Here is a 24,130-nt window from a genome sequence, read left to right on the forward strand (position 1 = left end):
GGATGCTCCGGCACCCCAGCGTTTCCTGCCGCTCGACCTGAGGCGGAAGATCCTGCCGCGCTCGGTGGCCGGAGCGGACACATCGCGTCACGTGCCGCCCCGACCCGTGTCTGAGCGCGCCGCGGGCAGCGCCGGCGACGGCCGGAAGGTGCTCACACGTCAGGCCAGGGTGCCGACCTCCTGCTCGATGGCGGCGCGCAGGGCGGGGCCCGACACGGTCGCCCGCACCGCCTCCAGGACCGGGGCGAGGAACACGTCAGGGCCCGGCCCGCCGGCGTGCTCCTCGACCGCGGCCATCGCGATCCTGCCCGCCACCGACGGGGTGAGCGGAGCGCGCAGTTGCAGCCCCCGTACCGCGGACAGCAGCTCGACCGCGAGGATGCTGCACAGGTTGTCCAGGACGGTGCGGAGCTTGCGGGTCGCGGCCCAGCCCATCGAGACGTGGTCCTCCTGCATGCCCGACGTGGGCAGGGAGTCGACACTGGCCGGGGACGCGAGGCGCCGGTTCTCCGCGACGATGCCGGCCGCCGTGTACTGCGCGATCATCAGCCCCGAGTTGACCCCCGCGTCGGGCGTGAGGAACGGCGGCAGGTCACGCGACCGGCAGACGTCGAGCATGCGGTCGACGCGGCGTTCGGCGATCGCGCCCACCTCGGCCGCGGCGATCGCGAGGAAGTCGGCGGCGAACCCGAGCGGCGCCCCGTGGAAGTTGCCCGTCGACTCGACCCGGCCGTCGGTGAGGACGACGGGGTTGTCGACGATTGAGCGCAGCTCGCGGGCGGCGACCGTCGTCGCGAACTCGAGCGTGTCGCGGGCGGCGCCGGCGACCTGGGGCGCGCACCGCATCGAGTACGCGTCCTGCACGGCGTGCTCGTGGTCGTCGCGGTGCGAGTCCATGATCGGCGAGTCCTGCAGCAGGCGGTGCAGGTTGGCGGCGGAGGCGGCCTGCCCGGGGTGCGGGCGGATCGTGTGCAGCTCGGGCATGAACGGCCGGTCCGACCCCAGCATCGCCTCGATCGACAGCGCGGCGGTGACGTCGGCCATCGTGAACAGGTGGGCCGCGTCGGCGATCGCCATCAACAACATGCCGAGCATGCCGTCGGTGCCGTTGATCAGCGCCAGGCCCTCCTTCGACGACAGGGCGATCGGGCTGACCCCCGCGTCGGTGGCGCTGATCCTGGCGCCGTCCTTGGCGAGCACCCAGCCCTCGCCGATGAGCACGAGGGCGCAGTGCGCCAGGGGCGCGAGGTCCCCGGACGCGCCCAGCGAGCCGTGCTCCGGCACCCATGGCGTGATGTCCGCGTTCAGCAGGTCGACCAGGGCGGACGCGACCTCCGGCCGTACACCGGAACGCCCCATGGCGAGGGACCTGATGCGCAGCAGCATCATCGCCCGCACCACCTCCCGCGGCATGGGCGCGCCGATGCCGGCGGCGTGGGAGCGGATCAGGGCGTGCTGCAGCTCGGCGCGGCGCTCCGGCGCGATGAACGTGTTGGCGAGCGCGCCGAAGCCGGTCGAGACGCCGTACACCGGCCGGCCGTCACGCTCGATGGCGTCGACGATCGACCGGCTGGTGCGCATCGCGTCGAGCGCGTCCTGCGCGAGGGTCACCCGCGCGTTGCCCCGGGCGACCGCGATGAGGTCGGCGGGGGTGATGCCTGAAGCGGTGACGGTGATCAAACCAGCTCCCCATTGAGCATGACGGTGGATACGAGGGGCACACCCGGCCGGTACGCCAGGTGCAGGAACGACGGTGCGTCGAGGATCGCGAGGTCGCCGCGCGCGCCGACCCGCAGCTGCCCGACGTCGTCGCGGCGCAGTGCGGCGGCGCCGCCGGCGGTGGCCGCGAGGAGCGCTTCGGCCGGCGTCATCGCCATCTCCCGCACGGCCAGCGCCACGCAGAACGGCATCGACGTCGTGTACGACGAACCCGGGTTGCAGTCCGTGGCGAGCGCGACCGTCGCGCCGGCGTCGAGCAGCGCCCGCGCCGGCGGGTACGGCGACCGGGTCGAGAACTCCGCCCCCGGCAGCAGCGTCGCCACCGTCGCGGACCCGGCGAGCGCGTCGATGTCGTCGGGCGTGAGATGCGTGCAGTGGTCGGCGGACGCCGCCCCGAGCTCGACGGCCAGCCGCACCCCCGGCCCGGCGGTCAGCTGGTTGGCGTGGATCCTGGTGCCGAGCCCCGCGGCGGCGCCGACGGTCAGGATCGCACGGGAGTGGTCGGCGTCGAACGCCCCCCGCTCGCAGAACACGTCGACCCACCGCGCCCCGGCGCCCCTGGCGGCGCTCAGCATCGGACCGCACACGAGGCTCACGTAGTCGTCGGTCCGTCCCGCGTATTCGGCCGGCACCACGTGCGCCCCCAGGAACGTCGTCTCGGCGCTGAACTCCCGCGCGATCCGCAACGACCGCGCCTCGTCGGCGACCGTCAACCCGTACCCAGACTTGATCTCCATCGTGGTGGTGCCCTGCCGCAGCGCCTCCTGCCGCAGCCGCGCCACGTTGGTCCGCAGCTGCTCGTCACCGGCCGCCCTGGTCGCCCCGACCGTCGTGCGGATGCCGCCGCCCGTGTACGGCTCACCCGCCATCCTGGCGGCGAACTCCCCGGCCCGGTCACCGGCGAACACCAGGTGCGCGTGGCTGTCGACGAACCCGGGCACGACCGCACCCCCGCCCGCGTCCACCCGCCCGTCAGCCGGCGGCGCGTCGGCCGCCCGGCCGATCCACGCCACCTTGCGATCGTCGACCACGAGCGCCGCCTGCCGCCTGATCCCGAGCGGCCCCTCACCCTGCCCCGGCACACACGTGACCAGCTCACCGATGTTGGTGACGAGCATCGACCTCATCCCCGCCCCCCGATCCCCACGGCGCCGACACCCCGCACGGTGCGACGACCATCGCCCAGGCCACCGGCAGCGAGCGTCGCTCTCCCGCCTGCCCTGACCGGCGTGGTGGTTCGGGTTGGGTTGAGGCTGGTGGTGGGCGTCGCCTTGACCGCTGCCCGGACCGGCGTGGTGGTTCGGGTTGGGTTGAGGCTGGTGGTGGGCGTCGCCTTGACCGCTGCCCGGACCGGCGTGGCGGTTCGGGTTGGGTTGAGGCTGGTGGTGGGCGTCGCCTTGACCGCTGCCCCGACCGGCGTGGCGGTTCGGGCTGCGCTGAAACCGGCGGCGGGCGTCGCCCTCGTCGCTGGCGACCGCCGCCGTCGACCTACGCGGGTCACGGTTCCCCGCCCGGGGCGGTGCAGCGCCGGCCGCCCGCCGATCGAAGCGGATGCCGGCGCGCCGGCCAGTGCTGCGCCGACACCGGACGCGGCGGGGCGGGCGCCGTCACAGGCGATGACGCGGCCGTCGACGGCGGCAAGGCGGCTGTCGACGGCGACGTGGCGGCTGGCGGTGGCGGTGGCGGCGAAGATCACGGCAGCAGGTTCTCCGCTGTCGTCGCTGTGGGTGGCGATGATGGCGGGTGCGGATTCCATTGATGGCCGACGATAAGTGGTGTGGAGGGTGGCGCCGACGTCGGGGACGGCGGGGCAGGTGCTGCTGCGGACGACGACGCGGCTGGCGACGGCGATGTGGCGGCTGGCGGTGGCGGTCGCGGTGAGGCTCGCGGCGGCGGGTGCGCTGCTGTGGGTGGTGATGGTGGCGGGTGTGGGGGTCATCGCCGGCTGCCGGTGAGTGTGGTGTGGAGGGCGTCGGTCAGGGCGGCGCCGACGTCGGGGACGGTGAGGTGGGTCCCGTCGCGGACGATGACGCGGCCGTCGGTGACGACGTGGCGGACGTCGGCGGCGGTCGCGGCGAACACGACGGCGGCCGGATCGCAGCCGGCGGTGCGGGGAGAGGCCAGCGAGACCGTGACGAGGTCGGCGCGGGCGCCGGGGGTGATGGTGCCCGCGTCGGTCCAGCCGAGGGCGGCGTGACCGGTGGCGGTCGCGGCCGTGATCAGGTCGGCGCCGGTGAAGTGGCCGCGGTGCTCGGTGTGCAGGCGCTCGTGCATCTCGACGCCGCGCGCCTCCTCGAACGGGTCGATCACGGCGTGGCTGTCACTGCCGAGCGACAGCGGGCTGCCCGCGTCGGTCAGCGAGCGGGCGTGGCCGATGCCGTCGGCGAGGTCCCGCTCGGTGGTGGGGCAGAAGCACACCCCGGTGCCGGAGTCGCCCAGCTCGGTGCGGTCGGTGTCGGTGAGGTGGGTCGCGTGGACGGCGGTCACCCGCGGCCCGGTCAGCCCGCGGTCGGCGAGCAGCTCCGTGGGGGTGCGGCCGTGGACCGCCAGGCAGGCATCGTTCTCCGCGCGCTGCTCCGACAGGTGTACGTGCACCGGCACCCCCTCGGTGTGCCTGGCGAGCTCGGTGAGCGCCGCCGCCGGAACGGCCCGCACGCTGTGCGCCGCTGCGCCGATCTTCGCGTGCGGTCGTGCGGCGAGCCGGCCGACGCGGTCCGCCCAGCCGTCGACGCCGGTGTCGCCGAAGCGGCGCTGGACCCCTTCCAGCGGGCTGCCGTCGACGCTCGACGTCAGGTACAGCGTGTCCAGCAGCGTGATCCTGATGCCGGCGTCGGCGGCCGCGGCGATCAGGGCCTCGCCCATCGCGTTGGGCTCGTCATAGGGCGTGCCGCCGGGGCCGTGGTGCAGGTAGTGGAACTCGCCGACGCAGGTGATGCCGGCCAGGGCCATCTCGGCGTACACGGCCCGGGCGAGCCGGTGATAGGAGTCGGGGTCCAGCGCGGCGGCCACCGCGTACATCTGCTCGCGCCACGTCCAGAACGTGCCCCGCCCCCCGTGCGTCCGCCCGCGCAGCGCCCGGTGGAACGCGTGCGAGTGCGCGTTGGCGAACCCCGGCAGCGTCACCCCCGGCAACCAGACCACGTCGAGCCCTGCGGCCAGCGGCACGCCGGGGGTGACCGTGGTGAACCGCCCGTCGGCCACCTCGATCAGCACGTCGGCCGCGAGGCCGTCCGCGAGCCACGCCCACTCGCAGTGGAAGCGCGGCGGGGCGGTGGAAGGGGTCATCGGCACAGCCGGGCCAGGAGATCGGTGAGCTTCTCGACGCCGGCCGCGCAGTCCGCGTCCGTGGCCGACTCCTGCGGGGCGTGCGAGATGCCGGTGGGGTTGCGGACGAAGAGCATGGCGGTGTCGACGTGCTTCGACAGGACGCCCGCGTCGTGGCCGGCGGCGGTCGGCAGGACCGGGGCGCCGAGCTCCAGCGCCGCCAGGCGGCTGACGTCGCCGGCGAAGGCCACCTCCCCGGTCACCGACTCGGGGTGCAGGGCGACGTGGGTGCCGTCGTGCATGGCGCGCTCCTCGGCGCGCTGGCGGATCGCGTTGACGAGCCGGTCGAGGGTGTCGGTGTCGGCGGCGCGCGCGTCCAGCCACGCCGAGGCGCGGGCGGCGATCGCGTTGGTCGCGTTGGGCGCGACGTCCACCCGGCCGACCGTGGCGTGGGCGCCGTGCGCCCTGGCGGTCTCGTCGGCGGCGAGGACGGTGTGCGCGAGGGTGAGCATCGGGTCGTGCCGGTCGAGCATCCGGGTCGTGCCGGCGTGGTTGCCCTCGCCGGAGAAGTCGAGCCGGTAGCGCCCGTGGGGCCAGATCCCGCTCGCCACCCCGACCGGGGCTTCGAGCACGTCGAGGGCGCGGCCCTGCTCGACGTGCAGCTCGACGAAGGCGCCGATGCGGGCCAGCCGGTCGAGGTCGGGGCCGAGCGTGTCGACGTCGAGGCCGGCCTTGCCCATCGCCTCGGCCAGGTGGATCCCGTCGCGGTCCTGCAGCCGCAGCGCCTGCGCCGGGTCGAACGCGCCGGTGAGCAGGCGGGAGCCGAGGCACGGCACGCCGAAGCGGGCCCCCTCCTCCTCGGTGAAGACCACCACGGCCAGGGGGCGGGTGGGTGTGACGCCCCGCTCGCGGAGCCGGTCGACGGCGAGCAGCCCGGACACGACGCCGAGCGGCCCGTCATAGCCGCCGCCGTGCGGCACCGAGTCGAGGTGGCTGCCGGTGACGACGGCGCCTTCGCCGTCGGGGGCGCCCCACCAGGCCCACAGGTTGCCGTTGCGGTCGACCTCCACCTCCAGGTCGCGGTCGATCGCCTCCTCGATGAACCACTCCCGGCACACCATGTCGGCGTCCGTCCACGAGTGCCGCAGGTAGCCGCCGTCGCCGCCGGCCATGCCGATGGGGCTGAGCGAACCCCACAGCGCCGCGAACCGCTCACCGGTCATCGTCATGACGTCTCTCCCATCGGCACCCGCAGCCCCGTCTGCCCGGCGACCTCGGTGGCCTCGTCATAGCCGGCGTCGACGTGCCGGAGCACGCCCATCGCCGGATCGTTGGTCAGGACCCTGGCGAGCTTCTGCGCGGCGAGCTCCGTGCCGTCGGCGACGGAGACCTGCCCGGCGTGGATCGAGCGGCCGATCCCGACGCCGCCACCGTGGTGGATCGACACCCACGACGCGCCGGAGGCGGTGTTGACCAGCGCGTTGAGCAGGGGCCAGTCGGCGATCGCGTCGGAGCCGTCGCGCATCGACTCGGTCTCCCGGTAGGGCGAGGCGACGGAGCCGGTGTCGAGGTGGTCGCGGCCGATCACCAGCGGCGCCTCGACGGTGCCGTCGGCGACCATCTCGTTGAACCTCAGGCCGGCCTTGTCGCGCTCGCCCTGCCCGAGCCAGCAGATCCTGGCGGGCAGCCCCTGGAACGCGACCCGCTCGCCGGCCATGCGGATCCAGCGGTGCAGCGAGTCGTTGTCGGGAAAGAGGTCGAGCACGGCCCGGTCGGTGGCGGCGATGTCGGCCGGGTTGCCCGACAGGGCGGCCCAGCGGAACGGGCCCTTGCCCTCGCAGAACAGCGGCCGGATGTACGCCGGGACGAAGCCGGGGAACGCGAACGCCCGGTCGAAACCACCCAGCTGCGCCTCGCCGCGGATCGAGTTGCCGTAGTCGAAGACCTCGGCGCCCCGGTCGAGGAACCCGACCATCGCCTCGACGTGGCGGGCCATCGAGTGGCGGGCCCGCTCGGTGAACTCCTCGGGCTTCTTCGCCGCATAGTCGGCGGCGTCGCCGGGATCGACCCCGCTCGGCACGTAGGACAGCGGGTCGTGCGCGGAGGTCTGGTCGGTGACGATGTCGACCGGCACGCCCATGCGCAGCAGCTCGGGCAGCAGCAGCGCGGCGTTGCCGACGACGCCGACCGACAGCGCCCGCCGGGCGATCTGCGCCTCGACCGCGAGCCGCACCCCTTCTTCGAGCGAGTCGGCGATGACGTCGAGATAGCGGGTCGCGACCCGCCGCTCCAGACGCGTGCGGTCGACGTCGACGATCAGGCAGGCGCCACCATTCATCGTGACGGCGAGCGGCTGGGCGCCGCCCATGCCGCCGCAGCCCGCGGTGAGCGTCAGCGTGCCGGCGAGGGTGCCGCCGAAGCGCTTGGCCGCCACCGCCGCGAACGTCTCGTAGGTGCCCTGCAGGATGCCCTGGGTGCCGATGTAGATCCAGGAGCCGGCGGTCATCTGCCCATACATGGTCAGGCCGAGCGCTTCGAGGCGCCGGAACTCGGGCCAGGTCGCCCAGTCGCCGACGAGGTTGGAGTTGGCGATCAGCACCCGCGGCGCCCACTCGTGGGTCTGCAGCACGCCGACGGGGCGGCCGGACTGCACCAGCATCGTCTCGTCGGGCGCCAGCGTCGTGAGCGTGCGCACCAGCGCGCGGAACGACGGCCAGTCGCGCGCCGCCTTGCCCGTGCCGCCATAGACGACCAGGTCCTGCGGCCGCTCGGCGACGTCGGGATCGAGGTTGTTCATCAGCATGCGCAGCGCGGCTTCCTGCTGCCAGCCCCGGGCCGTCAGCTTGGTGCCGCGAGGGGCACGGACCGTCTCCATCGAACTCCTCGGGTTAGGGCAGGAAGACCTGGCGGGTGGCGGCGGCCCGCTCGAACGCCTCGAGTCGGGCCTGGGTCTCGGTCGGGGCGGCGTCGCACATGGCCTGCAGCAGCATCGTCACCATCGCCGTCGGTGCGCTGTGGGAGTCGAACACCAGCCGCGACCCGACGGGCGCGGGCAGGACGATGTCGGACTCGGCGGCGGCGGGGCTGACCGGCGAGTCCGTGACGGTCACGACGGTGAGACCGGCGGCGCGTGCCTCCCGCAGCGCGTCGACCGCCTCGCGCGGATACCGGGGCAGCACAAACGCCAGCATCGCAACTGCGCCCGCCGTGCGTGCCTGATCCAGCCGATCCGCCAGCAGACTGCCGTGCTCGTGCAGCGGCCGCACGTCGGGGTGGACCTTGGCGGCGAAGTAGCTGAACGCCGTCGCCAGGGCGCGGGCGGCCCGCATGCCGAACACGGGCAGCGGCCGGCTGCCGATGAGCACCCGGCCCGCCTCGGCGAGCGGCTTGGGGTCGGCGAGCGCGTCGGCGAGGCGCTGCAGGTTGGCGATCTCGGCGCCCAGCGCCTGCTGGAACTGGTTGGTCTCGGTCTCGACCGGCTCGTCGTCGCGGGGCGGGCGGTGCTGGTAACCGTCGAACGTGACCCGGATCTCGTCGCGGAGCGCGTGATAGCCGTCGAAGCCCAGCGCCGTGGCGAACCTGGTGACCGACGGCTGGCTCACCCCGGCGAGCGTGGCCACGTCGCCGCTGGACAGATAGCCGGCCTGGCCGGCGTTGTCGACCAGGCAGCGGGCGATGCGCCGCTGGGCGGGCGTGAGCCGCTGCCCGTCGAACAGCTCCAGCAGTCGCCGCTCCATCTCCGATGTCACCGCCCGAATGTAAGAGTACATTCATGATCGAGTCAAGCGCATCAACTCATTCATAGTGTTGCCTAACCACGGGGTCGGCGTGCGACGCTCGCGGCGTGCGGTTGACCTACCTGGCTACCTACCCCGTCAAGAGCTGCTATCGAGTGGAGGCGGCCTCCGCCGAGGTGGAGCCGTGGGGGCTGGCCGGCGACCGCCGCTGGCTCGTCGTCGACGGCGACGCGAAGCTCGTCACCCAGCGTGACACCCCGGCCCTCGGGCGCATCCGGCCCGAGCCGCGCGACGGCGGGCTGACACTGCGGGCGCCCGGCGCCCCGGACCTGTGGGTTCCGTCGCCGCGAGGCGCCACCAAGGACGTCCGGCACTTCTTCCTGTCGATCGCCGCCACGCCGGCCGGGGAGGCCGCCGACCAGTGGGTCTCCGGCGTGATCGGCCGCCCCGTCAGCCTCGTCTGGCTCGACGACCCGACCCGCCGCCCGGTCGAGCCGGACTACAGCGAGCCTGGCGACCGGGTCAGCTTCGCCGACGGCTTCCCGCTGCTGCTGGCCAACGCGGCCTCGCTCGACGCGGTCAACGACTGGCTGGTCGAGGGCGGCGACGAGCCCGTCGAGATGACCCGCTTCCGGCCCAACGTGGTCGTCGGCGGCGCGACCGCCTGGGCCGAAGACACCTGGATCGGCCGGCGGGTCGTCATCGGCGACGTGTCGTTCCGGGTGCCGAAGGCGTGCAGCCGCTGCGTCCTGACCACCATCGACCCGGAGACCGGCGAGAAGGGCCGCCAGCCGCTGCGCGTGCTCGGCGAGCGCCGCCGCTTCCCGGAAGGCCTGCTGTTCGGCGTCAACCTCATCCCGGACCACGAGGGCAAGATCGCTGTGGGCGACGAGGTGATCGTGGCATAACGGACCCGGCGGGGCGGGTGACGGGTCATGATCAAGGGGTGACGCCCCTGCGGGTCCGGCCCCACCTCGCCGAGATCCTCGACCGGACCGGGCACGTGGTCCTGACGTTCAGCGTGCTCGGCAACCTGCTGCCCGAGCCCGAGGCCGTCGCCGGGCAGATCCGCGAGATGCTGCTGGACACCGGCCACCAGATGTCGATCATGGTCGGCGTGAGCGGCAACCCGTTCGACATGCTGGCCGAGGCGTACACCGCGGGCGAGGACCTCGGCAGGCGCGCCGAGCAGCTCGTCCACGACGCGGAGCTCGACGCGGCCGGGCAGGCACCGATCACGGCCGGCGCGCCCGCCCTCCTCGAGGCCTGCCGCGCCACCGGCCGCGCCGTCACCGTCTACGCACCGCACAGCGAGTCGGCGGTGGGTCGCTTCCTGCAGCACCACGGCCTGCGCGCCCTGGTCGGGCCGGCACTGGGCCGGGGATTCGCGATGCGACATCCCGCCGTCCGCACGATGGCTCCTGTACTGGAGGCGATCGGCGCCCACCCAGGCGGGACGGCGGTGGTGTGCGCGACCTTCTCGGCCATGTCCGCCACGCAGCGGGCCGGCGCCCACGCCATCGGTGTCGAACGCATCCGCGAGCCCCGCAAGATGCTGCACGGCGGCGAGGGCAGCAACGCCGTCGTGCAGTCGCTGACCCACCTCGCCGACGCCATCAGGGCCCGCGCCGCATGAGGCGGCGCCTCTGGTAGAACAACGCCCGTGTCGTTTCTGCTTTGGTCGGGACAGGCGATCGGGCACCGCCGCGCCGGCGTCGGCGCCCTCGTGGCGGTGGCCTGCGCCGCGGCGGCCGTGACGCTCTTCCCGGAGCACCCGTTCGACCGGCCGAAGACCCTTGCGGCCGCCGCGCTGCTGTTCGTCGCCGCGCTCGCCGCCCTGGTCTGGGCCGCTGCGATGGCACACGTCAGCGTGCAGATCAGCATGTACAACGTCCGCATCCGGCACGGGCTGCTGCCGATGCCGCCGATCCAGGTGCCGCTGCGCATGGTCAACAGCCTGCGCGCCGTCGACGTGCAGTCCAGCATCGCCCAGCGATGGGGGTGGACCTGGATTCCCGGTCGCGGCCGGGCGGTCATCGTACGGTCAGGGCCGGCGCTCCTGTTCGACTTCGCCGGTCGCCAGTTCACGGTCAGCGTCGACGACCCCGACGAGGCCGAGGCGGCCCTGAACCGGATGCGCAGCAGCGCCCGCTGACGCCGGAATTGGTGAAGCCCGGGGAGTATCCATCCCCGGGCCTCGATTTGCCGCCCAATTGCACACACCGGCACGTTTAAGATCGCAGATCAGCTTGAAGGCGTCGCGCTCTGCGATTGAGCTATCGGGCCGTGCTTGGAGGCCCGAACGGGAGTTGAACCCGTAGCCTCGACGACGAGGTCTGCGATCGGTCGATCCGGTGTTGAGCGGCGAATGCTCAGACTGGAGCGAGAAGTTGAGTTTGTGTTTCGGCTCCCGCGGCCGCCTCTGCCATTGGGCTACGCCGTCACGAGTGACGGCGGAAGGAATCGAACCTTCACATTGACACCGCGCGCACCTGTCAAACTGAGCCTCAGGTTCAGTCTGCGCTCCTTGCGCACCACCGATCTTAGTCGTCAGGAGAAGAGGAAGCGAAACACTTTCTCGCCGGCCTCCTGCTGCACGACCTCCGCGCCGTTGGCCTCCTCGCGGGCGAACTTCACCGCGGCCTGGAGCTTCTCGACCCGCTCCACCAGCTCGTTGACCCGCTGGGCGGGCAGCGCGCCGGAGAACTTCACGGTCTTCCAGTAGCCGATCACGACGTCCTCGTAGTACACCTCGACCTGCGCCGGGTGCTTCTCCGTGGCCTCGGCCTTCACGTGGTTGCGCGGGATCTTCTTGGTCCGGGTGGTCTGCGTCGGCTCTGTCGCATAGCAGTCCGCGGAGGCGTCATACACCCACGACTCGGACGCGTCGAGCACCGGCAGCTTCCGCACGAACGTCAGCAGGTCGACCAGCTGCTTCTCCAGGAACAGCAGGTAGGACACCGGCACGTCCCGCAGCAGCGGCGTGCCGTCGACGACGACGTCGGCGCGGGCGACGCAGTTGGTCCAGTCCTTCGTCGCGGTGACGTCGAAGAGCCGGGTCAGGATGGTGGCGGTCTGCCGCAGGATCTCGTCGGCCTTGACCTGCACGCGGGTGGACTCGGGCGGCAGCTGCTCGCCCTCCTCGTCCTTCGGGCGGTAGGTGCGCGCGATGCCCGCGAGCAGGGCGGGCTTCTGCAGCACGTGGTGCGCGTCGGTCAGTTCCTGGAAGGAGCGCGACTTGACGCCCTTCTCGACCGCGATGATCTGATTCAGCTTCGTCATGATGCGGCCGAGTGTACGAGCCGGGTACGACGAAATTCATCCGAGATAAACGTGGGGCCGGTGAGAGTCGAACTCACACTGGCACGGACCTAAACCGTGTGCCTCTGCCATTGGGCTACGGCCCCGCGTATGACCGGGCATCACTCTACTCAGGCCAGGCGCGTGATCTCGACGGTGACCCCGAGGTGTTTGCTCGGCGCGCCGTGATAGACGCCGCGCAGTGGCGGCACGTCGTCGTAGTCGCGCCCCCGGGCGACCACCACGTGCCGCGGGCCGACCGGGATCCCGTTCGTGGGATCGAAGCCGGTCCAATCGCCGGCCCACCATTCGACCCAGGCGTGGCTCTGCCCCGCGACTGTTTCGCCGATCTCCGCCTCGGCCTTCGGATGCAGATAACCCGACACGTACCGGGCCGGGACGCCCCTGGCCCGTAGCAGCCCGACGGTCAGGTGCGCGATGTCCTGGCAGACCCCCTTTCGCAGCTTCCACGCCTCCTGGGCGCTCGTCTGCACGCCGGTGGATCCGGGCACGTAGGCGACGTTCTCCCGTACCCAATGCGACAACGCCTCGGCGGAGGCCTTCGGCGACCTGCCGGCGACCGCGTCCCACGCCTCACCGGCCAGATCGGCGTCGACGGCCGTCAGCGGGCGCTCCGTCAGCAGCTCCGCGTGGGTGTCGAGGACCGCGTCGGCGGCCAGCTCCGACCAGCCGAGGTCGACGACCGGCCGGGGCGGCGGCGTCACCTCGACGAGGCTGCTGGACACGACCCGCAGCTGCTGGTGCGGCCGGTGCAGGTCGAACGCGGTCACCTGCGTCGCCCAGTAGTCGTGGTACCGGTATGTCGTCGCCCCCGGCGTGACCTCGACCTGGCTGAACAGCGTGGTCTGCCAGGGCAGCGTCAGCGGGGTCAGCCGCGCCTCGTTGTAGGACGCGGAGACGGTGCCCGCGTACCGGTAGCCGGTGACATGCCTGATCTTGAGACGCCAACTCATGATCCACCCCATGCGACGGTGCCCCAGGTGACGGGGGTTGACTGCGGGAAGTAGCGGGCCGTGATCGCCGCGCTGGCCGTGGCGCAGGTCTGTTGCAGCGCCCGCAGGTGCTGCGGCAGCTCCGCCAGGAGGGTGGCGGTGTCGGCGTACTCGAGCCGGGTGCGGATCTGCCCGATCGGCCGGCGCGCCGCGTCGGTGACGCCGGCCCGCTCGGTCGTCGGCGCCAGCTCGCGCAGGCACTGCTCGGCGGTGCCCAGCGCGTGCAGCGCCGACCGCGGGAACAGCCGGTCCAGCAGCAGGAACTCCGTGACCCGCTGCGGGTCGAACGTGCCGCCGTGGGTGCGCAGGAACGCCTCGTCGGCGCCGCAGGAGCGCAGCACGGTCCGCCAGCCCGTGATCTCGTCCGTGGTGTTGGTCTGGATCGACAGCAGCCGTGCGGTCATGTCGACGCGCTCCAGGCTGCGCCCCAGCACGAGGAACCGCCATCCGTCGTCGCGGCTCATCGTGGATTCGGCCAGCCCCGCCAGTACCGCCGAACGCTCCCGGACGAAGCTGAGGAACACGGTCGGTCCGAGCCGCTCAGCCGCGACCCGCCGGGACGCGAGCGTGTGCCAGGTGACGTTGAGGCACTCCCACATCTCGCTGGAGATCGTCTCGCGGACACCGCGCGCGTTGTCACGGGCGGCGACGATCGCGCCGGAGATCGCGCTCGGGTCCTCCGCGTCGAACGCGAGCAGCTCCAGCACGTCGCCCGTGGTGATCCGCCGGTCCTGCGGCGCGGGCGCGCCGAGCACCGACATCAGCGTCCGGCACGCGGCGTCCTCGTCGGCCCACGGGTCCTCCAGGAGCCGGCCGAGGAACGCGTCGAGGATGCGGGCGGTGTCGTCGGCGCGCTCGACGTAGCGGCCGATCCAGAACAGGGACTCCGCGATGCGGCTGAGCACGGCCCCTCCTACTGTTGTTGCTGCTGTTGACCGGCGAGCTGCGCGGCGGCCGGGCCGGAGTCGCGGGGGCCGCCACCGGCCTCACGCGGCTCTGGCAGTTTGTGTTTCTGCGGTACTGACGGCGCGGGGTCGGTCGGATGCGCGAGCACCCAGGTGTCCTTGGAACCGCCGCCCTGACTGGAGTTGACGACCAGCGCGCCCTCCGGCAGCGCGACGCGGGTCAGGCCACCGGGCACCAGCCAGATCTCATCGCCGTCGTTGACCGCGAACGGCCGCAGGTCGATGTGGCGCGGCGCGACCCGGTCCCCGAGCAGCGTCGGCGACGTCGACAACGCCACCGGCCGCTGCGCGATCCAGCCCCGCGGGTCCCGCTCGACCTGCGTCCTGAGCGCGGCGAGGGTCTCGTCCGACGCCTGCGGGCCGATCACGATACCCTTGCCGCCCGCGCCGTCGACCGGCTTCAGCACGAGCTGGTCGAGCCGGCCGAGCACGTCGTGGAGGACCTCCGGGTCGCGGTCGTCCAGCCGGTACGTCTCGACGTTGTCGATGAGTGGCTCCTCCGACAGGTAGTACCGGATGAGGTCCGGCACGTACGTGTAGACGAGCTTGTCGTCGGCGACGCCGTTGCCCACCGCGTTGGCGAGCGTGACCTGGCCCGCGCGGGCCGCGTTGACGATGCCCGGGCAGCCGATCACCGAGTCGGGCCGGAAGTGCAACGGGTCGATGAACTCGTCGTCGACCCGCCGGTACACCACATGGACCGGCCGCTCGCCCTGCGTGGTGCGCATCCGGACCCGGTTGCCGCTGCAGACGAGGTCGCGCCCCTCCACCAGCTCCACGCCCATCAGCCGGGCGAGCAGCGCGTGCTCGAAGTAGGCGGCGTTGTAGACGCCCGGCGTCAGCACGACCACCGTGGGGTCCTCCACGCCCTCCGGCGCCGCGGCCCGCAGCGCCGCCAGGAGCCGGGCCGGGTAGTCGTCGACCGGCCTGACCCGCGCCTCGGCGAACAACGCCGGCATCGTGTGGGTCAGGGCGCGGCGGTTCTCGATCACGTACGACACCCCGGACGGGATGCGCAGGTTGTCCTCCAGGACGCGGAACCTGCCCTCCTCGTCCCGGATCAGGTCGACGCCGCTGATGTGCACACGGACCCCGTTGGCCGGCTCGATGCCGTATGCCTGGCGGTGGAAGTGCGCGCTGGTGGTGATCAGCTTCCGGGGCACGACGCCGTCGGCGAACACACGCCCGGCGCCGTAGATGTCGGCGAGGAACGCCTCGAGTGCCTTGACCCGCTGCTGCACGGCCGCGGTCAGCAGGTCCCACTCGTGGGCGTCGAGGATCCGGGGGATCAGGTCCAGCGGGAAGGGACGCTCCTCGCCCGCATAGGCGAACGTGACCCCCCGGTCCGTGAAGACCCGGGCCAGCTGGTCGGCGCGGAACCTCAGGTCGGCCGGGGCGAGCGGCTGCAGCGCGGCGAACAGCGAACGGTACGGCGACCGCGGCAGGCCGGGGCGCTCGAACATCTCGTCCCACGCCTCGAACATGGCCCCGGACATCGAATAGTCGTCGAAGATGTCCGCCATGGCGAGAGGCTAGGCACGGCCCGTTTCAGCCGCATTACCGATGTGTTTGCGCGACGCGTCAGTCCAGTCCTAAGTCCCGGCGGAGCTTCGCTACGTGTCCTGTGGCCTTCACGTTGTACAGCGCGCGCTCGATCTGCCCCTTCTCGTCGATGACGAAGGTCGAGCGGATCACGCCCAGCACCGTGCGGCCGTAGTTCTGCTTCTCGCCGAACGCGCCATATGCCTTGAGGACCGCCCGGTCCGGGTCCGACACGAGCGGGAACGTGATCGCGTCGCGCTCGCGGAACTGGGCCAGCTTCGCCGGGGAGTCCGGCGAGATGCCGACGATCTCGTAGCCGGCGGCCTTGAGCGAGGCGAGATTGTCACGGAAGTCGCACGCCTGCTTGGTGCAGCCGGGCGTCATCGCCGCCGGATAGGCATAGAGGACGACCTTGCGCCCCCGGAGGTCGGCGAGCGACAGGGGCTCGTCGCGATCCGTCTGCAGCGTGAAATCGGGAGCGGTGTCACCCGGCTCCAGGCGTGTGGTCGTCATGGTTCGGCACTCTATCGCGCGGCGGTGACATCCATGACGGCGCATAGCGGTGCGTCCCGGCGACGTGACGGATCGTATAAACCCGACCCCCGCGGCAGCATCTCCGAGAAATTCGCGAAATCATGGTCGGCATGACCCGCCGCGCTTGGTCCATCCCCCTGGCGACGCTCTTCGGGGCGCTGCTGATCCTGCTGCTCCCCGCCTCGCCCGCGGGCGCGCACGCGATCATCGAGCGCACCGCCCCCGTCGCCGGCACGGTCGTGGACCAGCTGCCCGGCGAGATCACGCTGACCTTCAGCGAGCCCGTGCGCATCGTCGCCGACAAGATCCGGGTCATCGCGCCCGACGGCAGCCGAGCCGACACGGGCAAGCCCGCCGCGCGCGACACCGAGCTCGTCATCCCGCTCAAGTCCGGCGGCCCGAAGGGCACCTACCTCGTCAGCTACCGGGTCATCTCCGCCGACAGCCACCCCGTGAGCGGCGGCTACAGCTTCTCCTACGGCCAGGCCTCCGCCGTGCCCGGCGGCAACGACGCCGGCGCCGACGTCAAGACCGACGCCGTGGTGAAGAACGCGATGTCCGTCGCGCGGTTCATCGGCTTCGCCGGCCTGATCCTGCTGGTCGGCCCGACGCTGGTCCTGTTCGCCCTCTGGCCGCGGCGGCTCTCCGCCCGCGACCCCGGCAGGGTGGCCCTGACCGGCGCCGGGCTGCTCGTGTTCAGCGCCGCCCTGGAGTTGTACCTGCAGATCCCGTACACCTCCGGCACCTCCCTGTTCGACGTCTCCTCGACCGCGGCCCGCGAGGTGCTCGGCACCACGTTCGGCGCCGCCCACCTGATCCGCATCGCCGTCGCGATCGCCGTCGCGGTGCTGCTGCGCCCCCTCATCGCCGGCCGCGCCGGCAAGATCGACCAGACACTGCTCGTCATCCTCGGCGTCGTCGGCCTCGCGACCTGGCCGATCTCCGGGCACCCGAGCGCCTCGCCGGTGCCGACGCTGACCGTCGTCGCCGACGCCGCGCACCTCGCCGCGATGGCGGTGTGGCTCGGCGGCCTGCTGATGCTGTTCGCGTTCCTGCTGCGTCGCGCCGACACCCGCGAGCTCACCGCGATCGTGCCCGTCTGGTCCGGCTGGGCGCTGCTGGCGATCACGGTGCTGGTCCTCGCCGGCACCGCGCAGGCCCTCGTCGAGATCGGCACCCTGGACGCGTTGACCGGCACGACGTATGGCCGCCTCGTCATGGTCAAGGTCGGCCTCCTGGCCGTGATCCTGGGGGTCGCGGCCTATTCCCGCAGCATCACCAACCGCCGCTTCACGCCGGCCCCCACGCCCGCCGCCACGGACCCGTCCGACTTCGACGACTCCGATGACTCCGATGCCCCTGACGACCCCGATGACTCGGAGGACCTGGCCGACCTGTCCGACTCCGAGGAGGTCGCCGACGCTCCGGCCGAGCCTGCCGACCGGGCCCGGCTGCGGCGGGCGGTGCTGATCGAGGTGCTCATCGCTGTCGTGGTGCTCGGCTTCACGTCCGTGCTGGTGCAGACGAGCCCGGCCCGCAGCGTGGCGGCCGGCGACAACGGGGCGGAGGGCCCCTTCACCACCACCGTCACGACCAACCTGGTGAAGCTCGAGGTCGACGTCTCCCCGGGTCGCGTCGGCCCCAACACCGTCCACCTGTATGCCCTCAAGCCCGACGGCTCGGGCCCGCAGACCGTCGCGGAGTGGAAGGCGACCGCCGCCCTGCCGGCCAAGGGCATCGAACCCATCGTCCTGCCGACCCTGCCCATCACCCCCGACCACGCCACCGGCTCGGTGACCCTGACGCCGGCGGGGACGTGGGAGCTGAAGTTCACCGTCCGCGTCGACGAACTCAACCAGACCACCATCGCCGTCCAGGTCCCGATCCGCAGCTGACACCCGCCAGGTGGCCTCGCCCCGCTCGGCCCTGCGCGGCTCTGGTTGGCCGCGCTGGGTTGGGATGTTGGCCGGTCCCGCTGGGTTGGGTCGTTGGCCGGTCCCGCTGGGTCGGGTCGTTGGTCGGTCCCGCTGGGTCGGCCGTTGATCGCGATGCTGGCTGGCCCCGCAGGGCCGGTCGTCGGCCGGTGCCGCTGGGCTGGCCGTTGATCGCGGCGCTGGCTGGTTGATTGCTGTGCTGGCCGGTCGGGTCTGCGCTGACGATGTGCGGGCTTCGGGGTTCCCGCGAGCGCCGAGCTCCGGGTCGGCTGCCGTGCACCCCGTTGCCTGTGCTCGGGGTGCCGGCAGTTGATCGGTGTGCCAGCGGATGTGGCGGCGCCCGTGGCCGGCGCGACGCGTCCATGTCGTCGCCGTGGGCTGAGCGGTGCGTCCGTGGCGGTGCAGTGGGTTGATCGGCGCGTCCGTGTGGGGGTCGCCGGCTTTGGGTGGGGGACATCGCTGCTTGCCGGACCAGGGCACCACATGTGTAACGCCGACCCTCGTGCCGTCGGCCTGCCGATCCTCGTTGCTGGCTTGCTGGTCCTCGTGCTGCTGGCTTGCCGGTGCTTGTGCCGCGGGCTCGCCGATTCTCGTGCCGCTTGCCTGCTGACGCTCGCCGCTGGCTTGCTGGTGGTGCTTGGGCGGCTGGGTTGATCGAAGGACAGATCTGGTCGTCGGGACGGCCGGATCCGGACTTTGATCACCGCGTTGCTGGGTGTCGAGGCGGTGAGTGCTGGGCGCCGTCGCAGTTGGTGTGGCGGCACGGCGCAGTGGTGGGCCTGGGCGCCACCTGCGCAACGCTGACCCTTGTGGCGTCGGCTTGCCGATCCTCGCTGCTGGCTTGCTGGACCTCGGGCTGCCGTTTGCCGGTTCTCGTGCCGCTGGCTTGATCGAAGGACAGGGGCGGTCGTCGGGACGGCCGGATCCAGACTTCGATCAACGCGCCGCGGGGTGTTGGGGCGGTGGGGGCGCGGGGCAGCGGTGGCTGGCGCGGGACAGGGTGGGGATCGACGGCCTGCTCTGGTGTGGGGAGGTGCTGGTCAGGGCGGTGGATCGGGATCTTTGTGCGTGGGCGGGGTAATTCGGCGCCGCCTAGTGGGTTTGCGGCGAAAGAAGGTAATTCGCGGGTTTTTTGGCGGTATTGTCGGCTTCGGATTGCTGGGGGAAGGGGCCGCTGCCATGGTCGTGCGTCTGGTTCGGGCAGGTGTCGGCGCGCTGTTGCTGCTCATCGCGGTGCCGCTGGGGCTGGCTGGGGGCGGACTCTGGGTGGCCATGGAGCATCGTGCGGGGGATGACACGTTCACGGCGCGGTTGGAGCGGTTGCGCTCCGGGGGGCGCGCGGTGGTGGTGCCTGACGTCGACGCGTTGCTGCGAGCCGATGCGCCGTTCGCGCGGGGTGGGCAGACGACGCTCAGCCTGTCGGCGGTCGGCTCCGGCGGCCCCCTGTTCATCGGGCTGGCTCCGGAAGCGGCGGTGGGGCAGTACCTCGACGGCAAGGTGCAGGCCCGGATCGACCGGGTGCGGCTGGCGCGGGGGCCGTTGCCGGTCGAGTTCACGGAGTTCGAGACCCGGGCGGCCGCGGCGAAGGCCGGGAAGCCCGGCACCGCCGGGTCCCAGGCCGGACAGGTGCAGGGCGGCGCGAGCGACCCGGCGATGACGGGGCCCGCGGTTCCTGGCGCGGTGACCCCCGACGCGACCGTCCCCGGCACCGAAGGTCCTGGCGTCGGAGAGCCCAGTGCCGGCGAGACCGGCACCGCGGCGCCTGGTGCCGAAGGCCCCGGTGACGTCGAGCCCGGTGCCACAGGGCCGGCCGTGGCGGGTCCCGGTGTGACAGCGCCCGGCACGGCGGGGTCCGAGGTCCCCGGCGCGACCGCCGCCGACCCGAACGTGAGCGACCCGAACGCCGTGACGAGCGGCGGCGCGGCCGGGAACCCGAACGTGGGCAGCGGGACGCCGGGGGAGCAGACGTTCTGGCTGGCGAAGAGCGTCACGGCCGGTGGGGCGGCGGAGCTGTCCTGGTCGCCGTCGGCGTTGCGGGGGCGGCACCTGGCGCTCGTGGTCATGAACGCGGACGGCACCGCCGGGATCGACGCGACGGTGACGGCGCGGCTGGCGCCGGCGTGGATCGGGCCGACGGCCGGTGGGCTGCTCATGCTCGGGGCGGCCGGGTTCCTGCTGGCGTTGCTGGTCCTCGCCTGGCCGCCGCAGCGCGCGGAGGAGCGGCTCGTGCTGCCGACGCTGCCGTCGCAGCCGACGAAGAGCCGGGCGGTCCTGCGCCGCAACCTGTCGACGCTGTCGGAGCCGATCGCCGCCCTGCTCAACCCCGTCGTGCCGAAGAACCGCGACATGCCGGAAACCGGCGAGGCGAACGAACCCAGCGAAACCCCCGAGGCCGACAAGGCAACCGAAACCGAGGCCGGCAAGGCGACCGCGGCGGAGCAGAGCGGGGACGTCCCGGTGGTCGCGCTCGCGGTGGCGAGCCAGACGGACGAGGCCGACCGCCAGACCACCGTGATCGGCGTCGTGGTGACGGACAAGCCGGTCGACGACCCGGCCCAGGCCACGGAGCCCGAGGGTGAGGCGCGGCAGGAAGCGGCGGCCGACGGCGAAGACGCCCCGGATGCGGCGGTCGCTGTACAGGAGACGCCGCGGACAAAACGTCGGACCGCTGCTGAGGAGAGCCTCGCGGAGACCGAACTGGACCGCCCCGCTCCGGCGGAGGCGCTCGACGACGACGCCCCGGGGCCCCTGGCGCTGCCGCCGCTGCCGAAGCTGCCGCCGATCGAGCTGCAGTTCACCTGGGCGCCGGTCGCGGTGGAGGGGCAGGAAGAGGCGGCCACCTCGCGGTGACGGTTCCCCGGCGGAACGTGAGCCGCACCACGTCCGGCGGGTCCCGACCGAAGGATAAAGGTAACGAGGAGATGTGGAGTGTGAGAAGTCGGCCAGATGAACACTAGGCTGTGGGGCGTGGGTGATCTTTTGGTCTGGATCGACTGTGAGATGACGGGGCTCGATCTGGGGAAGGACGCGCTGATCGAAGTGGCGGCGCTGGTCACGGACCCGGATCTCAACGTGCTGGGCGAGGGCGTCGACGTGGTGATCCACGCGGAGGACGCGCTGCTGGACGGCATGCTCGACGTGGTGCGCGACATGCACGCCAAGTCGGGGCTCACCGACGCGGTGCGGGCGTCGGCGGTCACCGTGGCGGAGGCGGAGGACCTCGTCATGGACTACATCACGGCCCACGTGCCCGATCCGCGCACCGCGCCGCTGTGCGGCAACTCGATCGCCACCGATCGGGGGTTCCTGGCGCGGGACATGCCGCGGCTCGACAACCACCTGCACTACCGGATGATCGACGTGTCCTCGATCAAGGAGCTGTGCCGCCGGTGGTACCCGCGGGTGTACTTCGGCCAGCCGCCGAAGGGCCTCGCCCACCGGGCGCTCGCGGACATCCGGGAGAGCATCCGGGAGCTCGAGTACTACCGCCGGACGCTGTTCGTGCCGCTGCCGGGGCCGGACGTGGAGGCGGCGAAGGCGATCGGGGCGGAGTTGAGCCGGGAAACCGACACCGGCGCGCGCTAACCCAGTCGACGTATGCCCGTGCTCATGCCCTATTATTGGCGAGCACGTTCATGGTGGCTGTAGCTCAGTTGGCAGAGCACCGGGTTGTGGTCCCGGGTGTCGTGGGTTCAAATCCCATCAGTCACCCCATGTAGGACAGTTCGGCCCCGGTCCGGAAGGACCGGGGCCGAACTGTTTTCAGTCCTTGTTCGCGGCCGCCAGGGCCGTGGCGAGCGTCTCGTTCTGCGCCTTCAGCGCGTTGATCTCCTCCTGCAGCCGGGTCACCTCGGCATGTGTCTCCTCGCGGACCGCGCGGATCTCGGCGAGGATCGGCGCGGTGTCGACGGTCCCGCCGCCGGCCTGGATGATCGCGGTCAGCGCCTGGATGGCGGCGATCGCCGCCTGGTCCCGCTGCGCGTCCGCCACGGACGCGGCCCGGGCCTCGTCACGGGCCTGCTGGGCGAGGTGCATGGCGATGTACGCCCGGCGGTGGGCGCCACCGAGGATCGTCGCCACGTCGAGCGTCTCGGGCCCGGTCGGCAGCGGAACGCCGTCGGGCGCCTCGTACAGCGGGATCGTGATCCGGTCGCCGAGGTTCATGTCGTCTCCTGTCATACCGCGCATGCGGGCGAGTGGGTCGTAGCCGTCGGCTCGGGCGTCGTTGTCGGCGTCGGACCGGCCCGAGACGTGCACGTGTCCGCTGTCGGTCGAGGACCGGGTGGTCCGCTGGAACTGGTTGCTCCTGCTCGTCCACCGCTCCTGGCGGCAGGCGCCGTCCTCGTCGGTCCAGTTGATGTACTTGATCCACATGGCGCCCGGCACGCCGGCGTCGCGGTCGCGGATCATCTGACGGGCGATGTCGGCGTTTTCCTTGCGGTGCGCCTTGGAGTCCGAGCGCGGCATGATGTCCAGGCCGCGGGCGTTCCAGCGCTGGTTCTGGCCCGGGAAGCCCGTCGTCGAGTAGGGCGTGTGGTCCTCGGGCGGCTCTGCCTTCTGGTGGCCCTCGTCCGGGAAGTCCCAGACGGTGATGCCGTGCTTGAGCAGCGCCGCCTGGACCGCTCGTGCCGGGCGGATCAGGGTGTACGGCCGGCCGGCTCTGATCCAGTCGCGATAGCCCTGCGATGCCATTGGTTCCGTCCCTTCGCATCCATGCTCCTCAAAACTATTCGCCGCCGTAGCCGCGTGCACCGACGCGTGTCCGACATTCGACTGGTCGTCGCGGAGAGTGTGGCCACGCGTACACACGAAAACGGCCCCCGTCCAACAAGACGGGGGCCGTGCGAACCAGATACGTCTACAAGGGGAGCATCGCCAGCCTGGCGTGCCATTCGCCGCCGATCTTCTCCGTGTCGGAGCCGACCAGGAGGCCGTACGGGGTCGCGAGCAGCGCCCTGGCGCCGACGCCCCGCGGCTCCCGCTTGGGGTTGAACGAGGTGGCCTTGCCGTTCACCGGGCTGATCGCGGCGATACCGGGCCGGCTGACCGCGCCCTTGCCGGCGGTCTCCTTGCCGAACGGGTTGTCCATCCAGCGCTGGTGGCCGCCGACGTACACGGCCGCGCCGGTGTCGGCGACGGAGTACAGCGAGTCGCCGCCGGTCCAGTTGGTCCAGATCGGCTTGTGCAGGCCGGTGCCGCGCAGGTCGAAGCGGGCGGCGGTGTCGCACATGAGGTGGTCGCCCCACTTGCGGCCGGTCGTGACGACCGTGGCGTAGGTGCCGGTCGGGTCGAAGTCGACGCCCCGCAGGTAGGTCTCGAAGCCTGCGCGGCACGGCTTGGTGTAGACGTCGGTGTACCAGTCGGCGAGCCGGGCCGAGTTCGACGCGTTCTCGATGACGACCAGCTGGGCGCGGTACTGGCCGAACGCCTGCTCCACGGCGCCCACGGCGGCGAGCCGGTTGCCGTCGGGGCTGATCGCCAGGTCCTCGAGCTTGACCCGGGTCAGGTTCGGCGCGGCGAGCCTGGCGTCGAACGTCGTGTCGGCGAGGCCGCTGGTGGCGTTGAGACGGGCCAGCCCGGCCCGCTTCTGGCCGCCGATGGAGGAGAACGAGCCGGCGGCGAAGAGCCACGGCCCGTACGTGACGAGGCTGCGCAGGTCGCCCCAGTTGATCTCACCGGTGAACGCCGGCACCCGCTTGCCGTCGGCGAGGCTGAGCTGCGCGAGGCCACGCTGCGCACCGCCGCCGATCTTCTTGAACGCGCCACCGGCGTAGACGGTGTTGTTTGGCCCGGCGGCGAGCGTGAGGACCGCGTCGTCGGCCTCCGGCGCGAACGGCAGGATCTCGCCGGTGGCCACCCGGTACGCGAAGATGTTCTTGCGCTTGAGCTTCGCGCTCTTCCCGGCCGGGACGACGGTGGTGAAGTCGCCGCCCACCACGACGACGTCCCCGACGAGCGCGAACGCGCGCACCTCGCCGTCCAGGACGTTCGGCGTGTTGTCGGCGGGGTTCGTCGACACGGTCGTGGCGTGGTTCAGCGCCGCCGAGGCGGGGATCGCGACCGCGAGCGCGGCCAGTGCGGTAGCGGCGGCGGCGATCAATCGTCGGCGCATACGTGCGGCT

21 protein-coding genes and 3 tRNA genes are annotated in these 24,130 nt (G+C 72.2%); 8 read left to right on the forward strand and 16 right to left on the reverse strand.

Annotated features, from left to right (window positions below; genetic code table 11):
* Positions 1–159: 159 nt before the first annotated feature.
* Genes hutH through ACQEVZ_RS32605 form a run of 3 tightly spaced genes read right to left on the reverse strand, consistent with a single transcriptional unit; the run spans position 160 to position 3,415 of the window.
* Complete coding sequence (hutH, locus tag ACQEVZ_RS32595; protein WP_433373579.1) at positions 160–1,680, reverse strand: histidine ammonia-lyase; 1,521 nt, start codon at positions 1,678–1,680, stop codon at positions 160–162.
* Positions 1,677–2,846 carry an imidazolonepropionase gene (gene hutI / locus ACQEVZ_RS32600; protein WP_354900533.1) on the reverse strand — a complete coding sequence of 390 codons (1,170 nt, stop codon included), beginning with the start codon at positions 2,844–2,846 and terminating at the stop codon, positions 1,677–1,679. The genes hutH and hutI overlap by 4 nt, the downstream gene beginning before the upstream one ends.
* Positions 2,843–3,415 (reverse strand): hypothetical protein, encoded by a 573-nt coding sequence (locus ACQEVZ_RS32605; RefSeq protein WP_433373582.1) that lies wholly within the window; start codon positions 3,413–3,415, stop codon positions 2,843–2,845. The genes hutI and ACQEVZ_RS32605 overlap by 4 nt, the downstream gene beginning before the upstream one ends.
* 88 nt (positions 3,416–3,503) lie before the next feature.
* On the opposite strand from ACQEVZ_RS32605, the gene ACQEVZ_RS32610 reads away from it, so the two are divergent.
* Complete coding sequence (locus ACQEVZ_RS32610) at positions 3,504–3,674, forward strand: hypothetical protein (RefSeq protein WP_433373585.1); 171 nt, start codon at positions 3,504–3,506, stop codon at positions 3,672–3,674.
* Here ACQEVZ_RS32610 and ACQEVZ_RS32615 read toward each other — a convergent pair.
* The 4 genes from ACQEVZ_RS32615 to ACQEVZ_RS32630 are packed head-to-tail and all read right to left on the reverse strand — an operon-like array spanning position 3,655 to position 8,720.
* Positions 3,655–5,004 (reverse strand): formimidoylglutamate deiminase, encoded by a 1,350-nt coding sequence (locus tag ACQEVZ_RS32615; RefSeq protein WP_433373588.1) that lies wholly within the window; start codon positions 5,002–5,004, stop codon positions 3,655–3,657. The genes ACQEVZ_RS32610 and ACQEVZ_RS32615 overlap by 20 nt on opposite strands.
* Positions 5,001–6,206, reverse strand: coding sequence for an allantoate amidohydrolase (locus ACQEVZ_RS32620; protein WP_433377122.1), 1,206 nt, complete (start codon positions 6,204–6,206; stop codon positions 5,001–5,003). Before ACQEVZ_RS32620 ends, ACQEVZ_RS32615 begins: the two co-directional genes overlap by 4 nt.
* A 2-nt stretch (positions 6,207–6,208) precedes the next feature.
* Positions 6,209–7,858, reverse strand: a complete 1,650-nt coding sequence (gene hutU, locus ACQEVZ_RS32625) for a urocanate hydratase (RefSeq protein ID WP_433373591.1) — start codon at positions 7,856–7,858, stop codon at positions 6,209–6,211.
* Positions 7,859–7,871: 13 nt separating this feature from the next.
* Complete coding sequence (locus ACQEVZ_RS32630) at positions 7,872–8,720, reverse strand: MurR/RpiR family transcriptional regulator (protein ID WP_354900587.1); 849 nt, start codon at positions 8,718–8,720, stop codon at positions 7,872–7,874.
* 107 nt (positions 8,721–8,827) lie between these two features.
* Between ACQEVZ_RS32630 and ACQEVZ_RS32635 the strand changes: the two genes are divergently transcribed.
* Genes ACQEVZ_RS32635 through ACQEVZ_RS32645 form a run of 3 tightly spaced genes read left to right on the forward strand, consistent with a single transcriptional unit; the run spans position 8,828 to position 10,875 of the window.
* Positions 8,828–9,628 carry an MOSC domain-containing protein gene (locus ACQEVZ_RS32635; protein ID WP_433373594.1) on the forward strand — a complete coding sequence of 267 codons (801 nt, stop codon included), beginning with the start codon at positions 8,828–8,830 and terminating at the stop codon, positions 9,626–9,628.
* Between the two features lie 38 nt (positions 9,629–9,666).
* Positions 9,667–10,356, forward strand: coding sequence for a hypothetical protein (locus ACQEVZ_RS32640; RefSeq protein WP_433373597.1), 690 nt, complete (start codon positions 9,667–9,669; stop codon positions 10,354–10,356).
* 27 nt (positions 10,357–10,383) lie between these two features.
* A complete protein-coding gene (locus ACQEVZ_RS32645) occupies positions 10,384–10,875 on the forward strand; it encodes a hypothetical protein (protein WP_354900545.1) in 492 nt (163 codons plus the stop codon).
* A 136-nt stretch (positions 10,876–11,011) separates the two neighbouring features.
* Here ACQEVZ_RS32645 and ACQEVZ_RS32650 read toward each other — a convergent pair.
* The 7 genes from ACQEVZ_RS32650 to bcp form a co-directional block, all read right to left on the reverse strand.
* Positions 11,012–11,160: transfer RNA gene (locus ACQEVZ_RS32650), tRNA-OTHER, on the reverse strand.
* A 110-nt stretch (positions 11,161–11,270) separates the two neighbouring features.
* Positions 11,271–12,002 (reverse strand): hypothetical protein, encoded by a 732-nt coding sequence (locus tag ACQEVZ_RS32655; RefSeq protein ID WP_344501512.1) that lies wholly within the window; start codon positions 12,000–12,002, stop codon positions 11,271–11,273.
* A gap of 52 nt (positions 12,003–12,054) precedes the next feature.
* Positions 12,055–12,127, reverse strand: a tRNA-Leu gene (locus ACQEVZ_RS32660).
* A 24-nt stretch (positions 12,128–12,151) separates the two neighbouring features.
* Positions 12,152–12,994, reverse strand: coding sequence for a transglutaminase family protein (locus ACQEVZ_RS32665; protein WP_344501511.1), 843 nt, complete (start codon positions 12,992–12,994; stop codon positions 12,152–12,154).
* Positions 12,991–13,938 (reverse strand): alpha-E domain-containing protein, encoded by a 948-nt coding sequence (locus ACQEVZ_RS32670; protein WP_344501510.1) that lies wholly within the window; start codon positions 13,936–13,938, stop codon positions 12,991–12,993. The genes ACQEVZ_RS32665 and ACQEVZ_RS32670 overlap by 4 nt, the downstream gene beginning before the upstream one ends.
* A gap of 8 nt (positions 13,939–13,946) precedes the next feature.
* On the reverse strand, positions 13,947–15,521 hold the full coding sequence (locus ACQEVZ_RS32675; RefSeq protein WP_344501509.1) for a circularly permuted type 2 ATP-grasp protein: 1,575 nt from the start codon (positions 15,519–15,521) through the stop codon (positions 13,947–13,949).
* Positions 15,522–15,579: 58 nt separating this feature from the next.
* Positions 15,580–16,053, reverse strand: a complete 474-nt coding sequence (gene bcp / locus ACQEVZ_RS32680) for a thioredoxin-dependent thiol peroxidase (RefSeq protein ID WP_344501508.1) — start codon at positions 16,051–16,053, stop codon at positions 15,580–15,582.
* Positions 16,054–16,184: 131 nt separating this feature from the next.
* On the opposite strand from bcp, the gene ACQEVZ_RS32685 reads away from it, so the two are divergent.
* The 4 genes from ACQEVZ_RS32685 (at position 16,185) to ACQEVZ_RS32700 (ending at position 21,722) form a co-directional block, all read left to right on the forward strand.
* Positions 16,185–17,969: a copper resistance CopC/CopD family protein gene (locus ACQEVZ_RS32685; RefSeq protein WP_433373602.1), complete on the forward strand. Its 1,785-nt coding sequence runs from the start codon at positions 16,185–16,187 to the stop codon at positions 17,967–17,969.
* Between the two features lie 1,218 nt (positions 17,970–19,187).
* Positions 19,188–20,858, forward strand: a complete 1,671-nt coding sequence (locus tag ACQEVZ_RS32690; protein ID WP_433373605.1) for a hypothetical protein — start codon at positions 19,188–19,190, stop codon at positions 20,856–20,858.
* 117 nt (positions 20,859–20,975) lie between these two features.
* A complete protein-coding gene (gene orn, locus ACQEVZ_RS32695; RefSeq protein ID WP_425552165.1) occupies positions 20,976–21,593 on the forward strand; it encodes an oligoribonuclease in 618 nt (205 codons plus the stop codon).
* Positions 21,594–21,646: 53 nt separating this feature from the next.
* Positions 21,647–21,722: transfer RNA gene (locus ACQEVZ_RS32700), tRNA-His, on the forward strand.
* A 48-nt stretch (positions 21,723–21,770) separates the two neighbouring features.
* On the opposite strand, the gene ACQEVZ_RS32705 is transcribed toward ACQEVZ_RS32700, so the two are convergent.
* Entirely contained in the window at positions 21,771–22,700 is a 930-nt protein-coding gene (locus ACQEVZ_RS32705; protein ID WP_433373608.1) for a hypothetical protein, read from the reverse strand.
* Positions 22,701–22,866: 166 nt separating this feature from the next.
* On the reverse strand, positions 22,867–24,120 hold the full coding sequence (locus ACQEVZ_RS32710) for a delta-60 repeat domain-containing protein (protein ID WP_433373611.1): 1,254 nt from the start codon (positions 24,118–24,120) through the stop codon (positions 22,867–22,869).
* Positions 24,121–24,130: the final 10 nt, after the last annotated feature.

Origin of the sequence: Dactylosporangium sp. CA-152071 (assembly GCF_050936335.1) — a bacterium.
Taxonomy (GTDB): domain Bacteria; phylum Actinomycetota; class Actinomycetes; order Mycobacteriales; family Micromonosporaceae; genus Dactylosporangium; species Dactylosporangium maewongense.

Excerpts from the sequence above, each read along its gene's own strand:
- hutI (WP_354900533.1), bottom strand. The coding sequence starts at position 2,846 with ATGAGGTCGATGCTCGTCACCAACATCGGTGAGCTGGTCACGTGTGTG.
- ACQEVZ_RS32615 (WP_433373588.1), bottom strand. The coding sequence starts at position 5,004 with ATGACCCCTTCCACCGCCCCGCCGCGCTTCCACTGCGAGTGGGCGTGG.
- ACQEVZ_RS32620 (WP_433377122.1), bottom strand. The coding sequence starts at position 6,206 with ATGACCGGTGAGCGGTTCGCGGCGCTGTGGGGTTCGCTCAGCCCCATC.
- hutU (WP_433373591.1), bottom strand. The coding sequence starts at position 7,858 with ATGGAGACGGTCCGTGCCCCTCGCGGCACCAAGCTGACGGCCCGGGGC.
- ACQEVZ_RS32630 (WP_354900587.1), bottom strand. The coding sequence starts at position 8,720 with ATGGAGCGGCGACTGCTGGAGCTGTTCGACGGGCAGCGGCTCACGCCC.
- ACQEVZ_RS32655 (WP_344501512.1), bottom strand. The coding sequence starts at position 12,002 with ATGACGAAGCTGAATCAGATCATCGCGGTCGAGAAGGGCGTCAAGTCG.
- ACQEVZ_RS32665 (WP_344501511.1), bottom strand. The coding sequence starts at position 12,994 with ATGAGTTGGCGTCTCAAGATCAGGCATGTCACCGGCTACCGGTACGCG.
- ACQEVZ_RS32675 (WP_344501509.1), bottom strand. The coding sequence starts at position 15,521 with ATGGCGGACATCTTCGACGACTATTCGATGTCCGGGGCCATGTTCGAG.
- bcp (WP_344501508.1), bottom strand. The coding sequence starts at position 16,053 with ATGACGACCACACGCCTGGAGCCGGGTGACACCGCTCCCGATTTCACG.
- ACQEVZ_RS32685 (WP_433373602.1), top strand. The coding sequence starts at position 16,185 with ATGACCCGCCGCGCTTGGTCCATCCCCCTGGCGACGCTCTTCGGGGCG.
- ACQEVZ_RS32690 (WP_433373605.1), top strand. The coding sequence starts at position 19,188 with ATGGTCGTGCGTCTGGTTCGGGCAGGTGTCGGCGCGCTGTTGCTGCTC.
- ACQEVZ_RS32705 (WP_433373608.1), bottom strand. The coding sequence starts at position 22,700 with ATGGCATCGCAGGGCTATCGCGACTGGATCAGAGCCGGCCGGCCGTAC.
- ACQEVZ_RS32710 (WP_433373611.1), bottom strand. The coding sequence starts at position 24,120 with ATGCGCCGACGATTGATCGCCGCCGCCGCTACCGCACTGGCCGCGCTC.